Annotated in this window: 8 protein-coding genes; 1 reads left to right on the forward strand and 7 read right to left on the reverse strand. The window is 69.5% G+C overall.

Annotation, left to right across the window (positions count from 1 at the left end; all coding sequences use genetic code 11):
- Window positions 1-40: 40 nt before the first annotated feature.
- From ACODSY_RS12400 to ACODSY_RS12425, 6 genes are all read right to left on the reverse strand, one after another.
- Complete coding sequence (locus ACODSY_RS12400) at window positions 41-1,003, reverse strand: superoxide dismutase (RefSeq protein WP_488952054.1); 963 nt, start codon at window positions 1,001-1,003, stop codon at window positions 41-43.
- 109 nt (window positions 1,004-1,112) lie between these two features.
- Window positions 1,113-2,516, reverse strand: a complete 1,404-nt coding sequence (locus ACODSY_RS12405; protein WP_488952055.1) for an aldehyde dehydrogenase family protein — start codon at window positions 2,514-2,516, stop codon at window positions 1,113-1,115.
- A gap of 54 nt (window positions 2,517-2,570) precedes the next feature.
- Window positions 2,571-4,094: an NAD(P)/FAD-dependent oxidoreductase gene (locus ACODSY_RS12410; protein WP_488952056.1), complete on the reverse strand. Its 1,524-nt coding sequence runs from the start codon at window positions 4,092-4,094 to the stop codon at window positions 2,571-2,573.
- A 15-nt stretch (window positions 4,095-4,109) separates the two neighbouring features.
- The gene (locus tag ACODSY_RS12415) at window positions 4,110-4,862 is read right to left on the reverse strand and encodes a DsbA family protein (RefSeq protein ID WP_488952057.1); all 753 of its coding nucleotides are present in this window, start codon (window positions 4,860-4,862) and stop codon (window positions 4,110-4,112) included.
- A 31-nt stretch (window positions 4,863-4,893) separates the two neighbouring features.
- Entirely contained in the window at window positions 4,894-6,285 is a 1,392-nt protein-coding gene (locus ACODSY_RS12420; protein ID WP_488952058.1) for a M48 family metalloprotease, read from the reverse strand.
- 221 nt (window positions 6,286-6,506) lie between these two features.
- Window positions 6,507-9,206 carry an Rne/Rng family ribonuclease gene (locus ACODSY_RS12425; protein WP_488952059.1) on the reverse strand — a complete coding sequence of 900 codons (2,700 nt, stop codon included), beginning with the start codon at window positions 9,204-9,206 and terminating at the stop codon, window positions 6,507-6,509.
- A 493-nt stretch (window positions 9,207-9,699) separates the two neighbouring features.
- On the opposite strand from ACODSY_RS12425, the gene ACODSY_RS12430 reads away from it, so the two are divergent.
- Window positions 9,700-10,863, forward strand: coding sequence for an N-acetylmuramoyl-L-alanine amidase family protein (locus tag ACODSY_RS12430; protein WP_488952060.1), 1,164 nt, complete (start codon window positions 9,700-9,702; stop codon window positions 10,861-10,863).
- A gap of 34 nt (window positions 10,864-10,897) precedes the next feature.
- Here ACODSY_RS12430 and ACODSY_RS12435 read toward each other — a convergent pair whose 3' ends face one another.
- The gene (locus ACODSY_RS12435; protein WP_488952061.1) at window positions 10,898-11,887 is read right to left on the reverse strand and encodes a calcium-binding protein; all 990 of its coding nucleotides are present in this window, start codon (window positions 11,885-11,887) and stop codon (window positions 10,898-10,900) included.
- Window positions 11,888-12,098 lie beyond the last annotated feature (211 nt).

Raw genomic sequence — 12,098 nt, forward strand, 5'->3', positions numbered from 1 at the left:
GTTCACCGCCGGCGCTTCTTGGTTTGCGGGGCGTCGTCGCTCAGGCCTTCGCGAACGCCGCGTTCGCGCCCTTCCAGGTGAACGCCTTCATGAACGCGTCGACGTAGGCGCCGGCCTTGGCCCCATAGTCCATGGCGTAGGCATGCTCGTACATGTCGAGCGCGAGCAGGGGCGTGCCGCCCGCCAGGGTCATGGTGTGGTCCGCGGCCCAGGTATTGACCAGCCGGCCGTCGCGCGGGCTCCAGGTCAGCAGGACCCAACCGGAGCCGCCGCCCAGCGCCTTGCCCATGGCCGCGAACTCGGCGGCCCACCGGTCATGGCTGCCGAAGTCCCGCTCCAGCGCCTGGGACAGGGCCGCGCCCGGACGTTCGGGCGATCCGAGGCCGGCGAAATAGACTTCGTGCAGCAGCATGGAATTCCACGCGATCAGTTCCTCGCGCTTCAGGCCGTTGACCCGGTAGCCGGGCGCGGAGGCCGGATCGAGCGCGGCGAATTCGGACGAGATGGCGCCCAGCCGGTTCACGGCCCCGGTGTAGTTGTTGTCGTAGTGGCTGCGGAGCAGCTTCTCCGACAGGCCCGGAATGGTCGCGGGATCGAAGCCGAGCGGCTTGGGCTGCGGCTTCGATGGCGCGGCGGCCGCGGCGTCGGCTGCGGCGCCCGCGAGCAGGGCTGCGCCGAGGCCGAGCCCGAACAGGGTGCGGCGGTCGGTTGAAAGGTCGGTCATGGAACACTCCATCGTGGTGGACCTCAGGCGGGTTGGCGGGGGCCCTCGCCGCAGCGAGGCGTCGAGGCCGCGGCGGTCACGACCGTCCTGCACCGGATTGACCCAAACGAGCGCGGCCTCGCAGGTGCGCAGCGTCGTCGCCGCCTCGGCCTCGCGCGCCTCGTCATAGGGACAGGCCACCGGATCGAGCCCCTGAGCCCGCAGCGCCGCGACGTTGCGGAAGCGGCTCTCGTCGAGCTTTCTGGAAATATCGCGGGAGAGCAAGATGAGGGGTCGCACAGTGGCGGCCCACGCAAGGAAAAAGGGCCGCATCGGCAGCGCCGAGCGACCCCTCATCCGTCAGCCTTCGGCTGTCACCGTCTCCCGCAAGGGGAGAAGGAGGTCCGCCTCAGCGGGCCATGTTGAGGACCTGGACCTGGGTGAATTCCTTCAGGCCTTCCTCACCCAGTTCCGAGCCGATGCCGGAGAACTTGGCGCCGCCGAAGGGAAGGTGGGGCTGGAGGTCGGCGTGCTTGTTCACCCAGACCGAGCCGGACTCCATGCTTTCGGCCAGGGCCCAGGCCTTTTCCGAGTCCTTGGCCCAGATCGAGCCGCCCAGGCCGTATTCCGAGGCGTTGGCGCGGCGCACGGCGTCCTTGGGGTCGGAGTATTTGATGACCGGCATGACCGGGCCGAACTGCTCCTCGTCGACCAGCTTGGCGCCCTCGGCGATGTCGCGGACCACGGTGGGCTCGATGAAGTAGCCCTTGTCGCCCTTGCGGCCGCCGCCGGCGATGACCTTGCCATCCTTCTTGGCGCTCTCGAGGAAGCCCATGACCTTGTCGAACTGCTGCTTGTTCTGCAGCGGGCCCATCTGGACGCCCTGCTCCAGGCCGTCGCCGACGACCATGTTCTTCGCCAGCGCCGCGAACTCGTCGCACATCTGGTCGTAGATGCTCTCGTGGACGTAGATCCGCTTGGCCGCGATGCAGACCTGGCCAGCGTTCTGCATGGCCGCGCCGAACACCTTGGGCGCGGTCGCCGCCACGTCCACGTCGTCCATGACGATCAGGGCGTCGTTGCCGCCCAGCTCCAGCGAGATGCGCTTGAGCGCGTCGGCGGCGCTAGACATGACCTTCTTGCCGGTCTCGGTGGAGCCGGTGAAGCTGATCTTGCGCACGCCAGGGTGCTTGGTCAGCTCGCCGCCCAGGTCGTTGGCGTCGGCGATGATGTTGACGACGCCCGGCGGCACGATGTCCTTGATCAACTCGCCCAGCTTCAGGGCGGTGAGCGGGGTGGTGGGCGCGGGCTTCACGATCACGGTGTTGCCGGCCAGGAGGGCGGCCGGGACCTTGAAGGCCATCAGCATGACCGGGAAGTTCCACGGGACGATGCAGCCCACGACACCCAGCGGCTTGCGGCGCACCTCGATGCGGCTCTTGTCGTCGTTGGCGACCACCTTGGGCGACAGGTCGAGGGTGGAGAAGTAGCGGAAGAAGGCCTGGGCGCCGAACACCTCGCCCATGGCGTCCTGCAGCGGCTTGCCCTGTTCCTGCACCAGGAGGCGGGCCAGTTCGCCGATGTTGGCCTGGATGGCGTCGGCGATGGCGACCAGGACGGCGCGGCGCTCGTCGATCGGCTTGGCGCTCCAGGCGGGGAAGGCGGCGTTGGCCGCTTCGACCGCCTTGTCGAGCTGGGCCTTGGAGGCCCGGGCGCAGGTGGCCACCACCTCCTCGGTCGCGGGATTGACGACGTCGAGGGTGGCGTCGCCATCGACCAGGGCGCCGTTGATGAGCAGCTTGTATTCGGACATGGGATCCTCCCGCGGATGCTGGGGAGGCACGCAACGCCCTTTACCCAAGGGCGGTCAAGCGGCGGTCCGGACCCGCTCCTCGTCGGCGGTGGGCGAGACGCCGACGGCCTGCAGCATCCTGTGGCGGTCGGGCGCCCCCAGCACGGGATAGAGGTCGGCGTTGGCCGCCTTGCCTCGCGCCCAGACGCGCATGATCTTCGCTAGGTTCTTCGGTCGCTTCAGCCAGGCCTGCGGATGTTCCAGCATGTGGAAGCCGCGCAGGAAGGCGCGCAGCAGCTCCACGTCCTCGCGGATGGCGATGGCCACGCCGTCCTCGAGGAAGCTCTTGGCCAGCTTGCCCTTCAGGGACGGCTTCTTCGGCGGCAGCAGGGCGGCCCGGGCGCGGCGGATGGCGGACTGGTCGGCCTTGCGCATCACGTCGTAGTAGGGGCGCAGCTCGCGCTCCAGGCCCGCCCGGTAGAGGATGAGGCGGGCGGCCGGATCCGGCGTGGCCTCCAGGGCGTCCAGCAAGAGATGCGCGCTGACGGCGGCGAACGAGCAGCCCCGGCCGTAGAGCGGATTGGTGCGGACCACGCAGTCGCCCACCGGGAAGAAATTCAGCACCGCGGGCCGGCCGTCGGGGGTCAGCTCGCGCCAGCGGCTCTCCAGTTGGCCCATGCCGAAGACCCGGCTGGTCGGCTCGGCGCGCTCGGGGTCGACCCAGGGGACCAGGCCCGGCAGCTGGCGGCAGATGGCGTCGAAGACCTCGGGCGAGACGATGGCCTTGCGCATCTCCTCCTCCACCTCGGGGGCGCAGAGGGTGATGGAGAAGCAGCCGTTGTCGCCGGGGAAGACGCCGAACTTGAGGAAGCCCAGGTCGCCGGTGGTGGCGCCGGCGCCGCGCGGCGGCTCCTCCTGGCCCGGACGCAGGCGGTAGTGGCGGGTGAAGTAGACGACGCCGCAGGGCTCCGAGGTCTCCGGAATGGCCACGCCCACGTCGGCCAGCCATTCGGGCGACTGGGACGTGCGGCCCTGGGCGTCGACGACGATGTCGGCGGAGAGTTCGCTCCCGTCCTCGAGCACGACGCCCGACACCCGCGGCGGCGACCCCAGGACGGTCTTCAGGCCCTTGACGAACGTCTGCGGACGCATGGTCACCCCGGGCAGGCCCTCGGCGTAGCGGCGCATCACCAGCTCCAGCGTGGTGCGCCGGCTGGTCAGGATGGCGAGGTCCTGATCGATGGGGGCGGGGACGTACTTTTCCTTGTGCTTCGGGGTCAGGGAGCCCTCGAAGCCCAGCTCGCGCACGCCGGCCTCATGCAGGGCGTGCAGCAGGGCCGGGTGGCGGTCACGGACCAGGGTGCGCAGCCGGGCCAGGAAGGCGTGGCTGTGGCGCAGGTGGCCCACGCCGCGGCGCTGCCAATCGTCGAAGGCCGTGTCGGGACCGCCGGGCGGCGGCGGCGGATCGCGGTCCAGCACGGTGACCTCGCGGTCCGGCCCCGCCAGCGCCATGGCCGCCCACAGGCCCGCCATCCCCGCGCCGATCACCACCACCCGCTCGACCATGCCGCTCCCCGTCAAGATTGAGGGCGGCAGCATAACAGAGCTCGATCTTTACGTCGGGTAGCCCGAAGGCCGCTTCATCTCGCCGGCCTTGACCTTGGCGAGCGCCGCGCGGACGGCGCCGATGTCGGCGCCGGGGATCACATAGTCGCCGACCACGAAGGCGGGGGTGCCCTGCAGCCCCAGGGCGCCGGCCAGCAGGCGGATGTCGTGGATCTGCTGCGCGATGGCCGGATCGGCGGCGGCCTTGCGCACGGCGGCCGGGTCGAGACCCGCCTCGGCGAGGTGGCGGTCGAGGGCGGCCTCGTCCAGGCCCTTGTCCTCCATCCAGGCCTTGTAGAGCTGCATGCCCTTGGCCTTGCCCTGCGGGGTCAGGGCCATCCTGGCGGCGGTGTCCGAGACCTCGCCGAAGATCGGGAATTCCTTGAAGACGAAGCGGACGTCCGGGTTCTCCTGGATGAGCTTCATCACCTCGGGGGCAACCACCTTGCAGTAGCCGCAGCGGTAGTCGAAGAACTCGACGACGGTGAACTCGCCCTTCGGGTTGATCACCAGGTCGCGGGGGTCGCGCTCCAGCTGCTGGCGGTACTTCTGGACCGTGCCGGCCTGGGACTTGGCCTGTTCCAGCATCTGCTTCTGGCGCAGCTTGACCACGGCCTCCTCGATCACCTCGGGATGCTCGAGCAGATAGGCGCGCACCTTGGCGCCGAACGCTGGGTCGGCCTGGGCGGGCTTGTTGTTGTTGCAGGCGGAGAGCGCCAGGGCGGCCGTCAAAAGGGCGGCGAGGGGGAGGATCGGCTTCATCGGGTCCGGATAGGTGAAGGCGCCTGACGGCTCAACGCGTATTGCCGGCGATCGAGCCCTCGCGGGCCAGGTCGCGCAGGTCTTCGCGGGTGGGTTCGGCCACCAGGACGATGTCGGTGGCGCGGCGCCACTCGGGCGTGCCGCGGGTCAGCATCTCGCGGGCCCGCATGGCGAAAACGCGGGCCTGGCGCTTGTCGCCGACGTTGAAGTTGTATTCGGCGGTGGCGAGGCGCGCGAGGCCGTCCTCGCCCAGCTTGTCGTAGGCCTCGGCCAGGATGCGCCAGGCGACGGCGTTGTCTTCTTCCTGGGTGAGGGCCTTCTTCAGCTCGGTGACGCCCTCGGCCACCTTCTTCTTGTCGTCCAGCGCGATGAGGGTCTGGCCCAGGTTGACGCGCAGGAGCGGCGCCTGGGGCTTCAGCTCGACCGAGCGGCGCTGCGGCGCCTCGGCTTCCTCGGTGCGGCCGAACTCGAAGAGGATCTGGCCCTTGAGCTCCCAGAGGTAGGGATTCTCCGGCTGTTCGGCGAGCAGGGCGTCGATCAGCTTCAGCGCCTTGTCCGGCTCCTTGAGCTGGTAGTAGGCGATCGCGCGGGCGTAGCGCGACGGATAGTCGGTAGCCTTCTCGTCGTACTTGGCGATCGCCACCTGCGGATTGAGGAAGCCGTCCAGCTTGGCCTTCATGACCGCGTGCTCGGCCATCGCCTCGGGGCTGTCCTTCTTGTTGTAGTTGGGCTGGGTCTCGACCTTGCGGCGCAGGCTCTCGATCCGGTCGGACGAGATGGGATGGCTGCGGAAATAGGCGTAGCGACGCGCCTCGTCGAAGACCTCCTGGTAGCGGAAGTTGTCGAAGAAGTCGGCGAGGCCCTTGCCCGACAGGCCGGCCTTGTCCAGCAGGGTGGCCCCGGCCTGGTCGGCGCGGCTCTCCTGCTCGCGGCTGTAGCCCATGGCTCCCAGGGCGCCGAAATAGCTGGCGCTGCCGGCCAGGCCCGCGGCGGCCTCGGGGGCGCCGGCGATGGCGGCCAGCACGCCCAGGCCCATGGTCAGCAGGAACGGCCGCATGCCGGCCGCCTGCATGTCGCCCGAGCGGGCGCTGTGGCCGGCGGCCAGGTGGCCGACTTCGTGGGCGATGACGCCCTGGAGCTCGTTGGGGTCGTCGGATTCGAGGATCAGGCCGGTGTTGAAGCCCATGATCCGCGGGCCGGCGAAGGCGTTGAGCTCCTTGTCGCCGACGATGACGATCTCGACGTTCTTGGGATCGACGCCGGCGGCCTTGAGGATCGGCTCGGAGTCCTTGAGCAGGATCTCCTCGATCTCGGTGTCGCGGATCAGCGACTGCGCCGAGGCGGGCGCCGCGCTCAGCGCCAGTCCCGCCGTGGCGGCGGCCGTCAGCGCAAGACGGGAAACCGAGCGGAAGGGGGAGATCATGCTCGACACTCTGTTCGTAGTCCGACGCCCCCAGCCGATGGGATGCTAGCCCGGTCCCGCCAAACTTGAAAAGGCTTTGGCGGGACGCGGACAGTCACATGGTCACGGCCGCGAGCCTGTCGGGTTCAGATGGGACCATCTGAACCCGATAAACAGGCTCGCTCAGTTTTATTTGGAGCGCGCTCCGGGGCGAAACCGGCTTCCACTTTCGCCAACACGCTCTAGCCGCGGCGCCACCAGCCTCGGCGCGGTTTCGCGGCCGGACCCGAGATTTCATTCGGATCGGGCTCGGCCGGGGCTGGCGCGGGGGCGGCCATCACGGGCTCGGGCTCGGGCTCGGCGGCGGGCGCCGGTTCCGGAGCCGGAGCGGCGGCCTCCACGACCGGTTCCGGCGCAACGGCCTCGGCGGCGACCGGGGCGGCCTTGCGGCTGCGCGAACGCTTGGGCTTGGCGGGGGCAGCCTCGGCCTCGGCTTCGACGACGACCGGCTCGGGCTCGGGTTCGGGCGGCGGAGCCGGGACCTCGACCTGCGCCTCGGCCGGAGACGGCGCGGCCTCGACCGCCGCATCGGCGTCGCGACCCCGACCGCGGCCACGGGCCCGGCGGGCGCGCTTCGGCTTTTCCTCGACCTCGGGCAGCTCGACCCAGATGTCGTCGTCGCTGCCGTTGTCACGCGCGACGCGGGCCGTGGCGGGGGCCGCAGACGGCTGCTCGACCTGCGGCGCGGGAGCGGCGGCCTCGGCGGCCGGCGCCTGCGGTGCGATCTTCAGGTCTTCCGCCGGGTCGTACCAGACGAACGGATCGTCGCCGTAAGGCACCCAGGGGCGGACCCACGAGAACGAATCCTGCGGACGGAAGTCGTCGCGCATCCGGCGTCCGCCGCGGCGGCCCCGACGGCGGCGGCGGCCGTCGCGATCCTCGTCGCTCTCGGCGCGAGCCGGGCGCGGCTCGCGGTCGCCGCGCGGCTCCCCGCGGGCTTCGGTGTGCTCGGGCCGGTCGCCGCGCTCCTCGCCCCGACGCCCCCGGCGGCGGCGGCGTCCGCGGCCACGGCGGCCGCCTTCCTCGTCGTCGCGCTCGCGATCCTCACCGCGGTTGCGGGCGTGGGCCGCGTCGTCGTCGGTGTCCTCGCGCTCGAGGGCCTCTTCGTCTTCTTCCTCTTCCTCGTCCTCGAACGCCTCGTCGTCGAAGTCGTCTTCTTCCTCGGCGCTCGGCGCATAGGCCGCGGTCGCCACGGGCAGGGCCTGGGCGTGCTCGGGGCTGGTCTCCATCGACGTGCGCTCGATCACGTGATCGGCGTGCGCCATCTCGTCCTCGATGACGATGGTGACGAACAGGCCGAACGCCTGATGCAGCCGCGCCAGGTGGGCGCGCTTCTCGTTGAGGATGTAGAGGCCGACGGCGCGCGGCACGCGCAGGGTGGCCTCGCCGCCGCCCTTGAGGGCTTCGATCTCCAGCGCGCGCAGCGACGCCAGGGCCGAGGATTCCACCGAGCGCACCCGGCCGGTGCCCTGGCAGTGCTCGCAGACGTGGGTCGTTCCCTCCAGCACGCCGGTGCGGCGGCGCTGGCGGCTGATCTCCATCAGGCCGAACGGGCTGATCTTGCCCATCTGGACGCGGGCGCGGTCGTCCTTCAGCGCGTCCTTCAGCTTCTTTTCGACGGCGCGGTTGTTCTTCGACTCATCCATGTCGATGAAGTCGATGACGATCAGGCCGGCCAGGTCGCGCAGGCGCAGCTGGCGGCAGGCCTCCTCGGCGGCCTCCAGGTTGGTCTTCAGCGCCGTGGCCTCGATGTTGCGCTCACGCGTTGAGCGGCCCGAGTTCACGTCGATGGCGACCAGCGCCTCGGTCTGGTTGATCACCAGGTAGCCGCCCGAACGCAGCGGGACCACGGGCGTGTAGATCTGGCTGAGGTGGTCCTCGACCCGGTGCTTCACGAACAGCGGCATCGGCTCGCGGTAGGCCTGCACCTTCTTGGCCTGCGACGGCATCAGCATGCGCATGAAGTCGCGGGCTTCCTTGTAGGACGCCTCGCCCTCGACCCAGACCTCGTCGATGTCCTTGTCGTAGAGGTCGCGGATCGTGCGCTTCACGAGGTCTTCTTCCTCGTAGATCAGCGCCGGTGCGATCGAGTGCAGCGTCTTCTCGCGGATGTTCTCCCAGAGGCGCAGCAGGTAGTCGTAGTCGCGCTTGATCTCGGCCTTGGTGCGCTTGGCGCCGGCCGTGCGCACGATCAGCCCCATGCCCTGCGGCACTTCCAGGCTGGAGACGACGCTCTTCAGGCGCTTGCGGTCGGTGGCCGTGGTGATCTTGCGCGAAATGCCGCCGCCGCGCGCTGTATTGGGCATCAGCACGCCGTAGCGGCCGGCCAGCGACAGGTAGGTGGTGAGCGCCGCACCCTTGTTGCCGCGCTCTTCCTTGACGACCTGGACCAGCATGATCTGCCGGCGACGGATCACTTCCTGGATCTTGTAGCGGCGCATCAGCCGGCGCTTCCGGCGCGCCAGCTCTTCTTCCATCACGTCGTCTTCATCGTCCGAGCCCAGGGCCTCGGCGTCGTCCTCGTCGTCGCCGTTGGCCTCGGCGTCGGAGCCGTTGCCGCGACGGCCGCGGACAGGACGCTCGTCGTCCTCGTGGTCCTCGGCTTCCTCGCGCAGCAGCGCTTCGCGGTCGGCGACCGGGATCTGGTAGTAGTCGGGGTGGATTTCGTTGAAGGCCAGGAAGCCATGGCGGTTGCCGCCATATTCGACGAAGGCCGCCTGCAGGGACGGCTCAACGCGCGTCACTTTGGCGAGATAGATGTTTCCTCGAAGCTGCTTTCGGTTCTGGCTCTCGAAATCGAACTCTTCAACGCGGTTCCCGTCGACGACCACCACACGCGTCTCTTCCGCGTGGGCTGCGTCGATCAACATAGTCTTGGGCATTAGTCTCTCCGCGGCGCGCGGGGGCTACGTGGCCCGGGCGCTGCCTGCTTATGGGACGAGCGCGCGCGTAGACCCCCGACACGCCGGGAACGGCGTTTCGGAGGGCCATGGGGCCAGATGTGGCTCGAGCTGCGCAGCTCATCGGGTGTGTTCCTAGGCGCATCCCGGAGGAGGCGGATCGGAGGGTGCGTCGCCACCGAATACACGGTCGAAGCCGACGCCGGCTTGGTTTTGTCGCGTGGCGTTCGGGCCCAAATCGGGCGCTCCGACGTCGCGCGGCGCGACATTGCAACACCGGACATCAAAAGGAAAGCGCGCGCTCACGCTATCGTGCCCGGCGGCAAGACCTCGTTAACGCTTTGTCTACGACGCCGCCGCCTATATGGGTGATCGGTTCGCGTTGCGCGAATCTCCGTGTTTTCGGGGCTTTAGCATGCTGGGGCGGCTCAAGAGGGCGATCGGAAGCGGGAAGGGGCGGGCGATCGCCGCGTCCGTGGCCGTCGCCGTGGGCCTGACCGCGTTCGCCGTCGGCCACGCCGCAACCGAGACCGCCGGCCTGATCAAGGTCCGCATGGGCGGTGATTCCGTCGCGACCCGCCTGGTCATCGAACTGGACGGCGCCACCAGCGCCAAGATCGTCTCGGACGGCTCGGCCGACCGCCGCGTGGTGGTCATGCTGCCCAATGTTATCGCCGGCCAGACCCAGCAGGGCGCGGGCAAGGGCGTGGTGCGCGCCTGGATGATCGACCAGGCGCAGGGCGGCGCGCGCCTGCAGCTCGACCTGGCGGGCGACGCCAGCCTCAAGCGCCGCTTCCTGCTGCCGCCCGCCGACGGCGTGACCAACTACCGCTATGTGATCGACGTGGCCGCCAACCCGGTCGCCATGACCAAGGCGGCCAATGCCTCCGCGCCCGCCCAGATCCGCAACCAGTTCCTGCCGGTCAAGAAGGCGGCCGCGCCGCCGCCGCCGGCCATGCCGCTGAAGAAGGTGATCGTGATCGACGCCGGCCACGGCGGCCGCGACATCGGCGCCTCTGGCGTCGCGGGCGTGGAGAAGGACGTGAACCTGGCGGCCGCCCTGACGCTGGCCGACCAGCTGGGCAAGACCGGCCGCTACAAGGTGGTGCTGACCCGCTCGACCGACGTCTATGTGCCCTTGCAGGATCGCGTCCGCGTGGCCCAGCGCGCCCGGGCCGACCTGTTCATCTCGCTGCACTCCGACTCGGCCCCCGAGACCAACCTGAAGGGTGCCAGCGTCTATACGCTGTCGGACAAGGCCTCCTCGCGGGCGACCCAGTTCGTCAGCCGCGACGACTGGTTCATGAAGGCCAGCCTGGCCGGCGACCAGGGCGTGCGGGACATCCTGTTCGACCTGACCCAGCGGGCCACCCGCAACAGCTCTGCCGTGTTCGCCCAGACCCTGGTTTCGAACATCGAGGGCAAGGCCCCCATGCTGCGCCGCAGCCACCGGGATGCGGGCTTCATGGTGCTGCTGGCTCCCGACGTGCCGGCCGTGCTGCTCGAGATGGGCTTCGTCAACAACCCCGAGGACGAGTCCCGCCTGCGGGATCCGGCCGCCCGAATCCGCCTGATGGGCGCCGTCACCCGGGCGATCGACGCCCACTTCGGCGAGCAGATGAAGCTGGCCTCGCGCTGAGGCGCGGCCGCCAACCCACGGCCCGACAGCTCGCTCAGGCGCCGAAGATCCAACCGTTCGGCAAGCTGGCCAGGGTGACGTCAACCAGGATCATCTGGTTGCCGAAGCCCATGTCTATGACCGTGTCAGCGCCCTGTTGAGACAGGCTGTACTGTGTCCCGGGCAGAACGTTCACGCGGTCGCCCTCGGCGGCGTTGAAGTCCAGGACCCGATCGAGGCCGGCGTCCGCATGGGTGTGGAAGATGTCCGCCCCGACCCCGCCCGAGATTGTGTCGGACCCGAGGTCGCCGGCGACGAAGTCGGCGCCGTCGCCGCCCGAGACCGAGTCGTTCCCTTGGCCGCCGCGCACGATGTCGGCGCCCTGGCCGCCGTCGCAGGTGTCGTCGCCGAGGTTGCCGTAGACGATGTCGTCGCCGGCGTCGCCGCTCAGCAGGTCCTGATCCTTGCCGCCCACGACCCAGTCGTCGTCCTCTCGGCCGCCGACGGTGTCGTTACCCTCGTTCCCGTGCAGGTCGTCGAATTCGCGGCCGCCATGAATGAAGTCGTTGCCTTGGCCGCCGCGCACCCAGTCGCGGCCATCGTCGCCCCCCAGGGTGTCGTCGCCATAACCGCCCTCGATCCGGTCGTCGCCGCCCAGACCCCAGATGTAGTCGCCGAGCCCTGTGCCGGTCAGGGAATCAGCGCCTGAGAGGACCAGGGTCGTCAGGGCCACCGGATCCTTCTGTGCATAGGCGGCGAGGAAGCGGTCGGCCGGCGCGGTGAAGTCCGTGAACTTGTAGAAGTCGTCATAGACGATGCGGCCGCCGCCGCCGGTGAAGATATACTCCATGGTATGGCGGAACTCGGTCACCGTGCCTCCGCTGGACAGTAGCGACGACCCCCTGATCTCGAAGGGCTTCGTGGTGTCGTTGTCGACATATCGGATCAGGGCGTCGCCTTCGGAGGTGCGATGCATCAGTTCCGGAAAGAGGCCGCTGCGGAAATCGACGGGCTTGTTGTTGTTGCCGGTTGTGAGGATGGCCAATACGCGACTCCTGAACTCGAGCGAGCTGGCGACCTGCAGCGCGCCAGCATCGTGCGCTCGCATTGTCCCCACTGGGCAACCTTGTCGAAAGGCGCCGCAGACGCATCGGGCGTTTGCCCAAGAGGCGACCGGCGGTCGGATCGGTGCGACGCACGGTCGGGTCGGCGGCGCGCCGCGCGCGGGCGTTGGCGCCCGGCTCAACACAGTTTAG

The sequence above is a fragment of the Phenylobacterium sp. FG114 genome (assembly GCF_057809855.1).

What these genes read in the sequence shown, in the direction of transcription:
- ACODSY_RS12420 (WP_488952058.1), bottom strand. Translation starts at nt 6,285, where the DNA reads ATGATCTCCCCCTTCCGCTCGGTTTCCCGTCTTGCGCTGACGGCCGCC.
- ACODSY_RS12415 (WP_488952057.1), bottom strand. Translation starts at nt 4,862, where the DNA reads ATGAAGCCGATCCTCCCCCTCGCCGCCCTTTTGACGGCCGCCCTGGCG.
- ACODSY_RS12405 (WP_488952055.1), bottom strand. Translation starts at nt 2,516, where the DNA reads ATGTCCGAATACAAGCTGCTCATCAACGGCGCCCTGGTCGATGGCGAC.
- ACODSY_RS12425 (WP_488952059.1), bottom strand. Translation starts at nt 9,206, where the DNA reads ATGCCCAAGACTATGTTGATCGACGCAGCCCACGCGGAAGAGACGCGT.
- ACODSY_RS12410 (WP_488952056.1), bottom strand. Translation starts at nt 4,094, where the DNA reads ATGCTGCCGCCCTCAATCTTGACGGGGAGCGGCATGGTCGAGCGGGTG.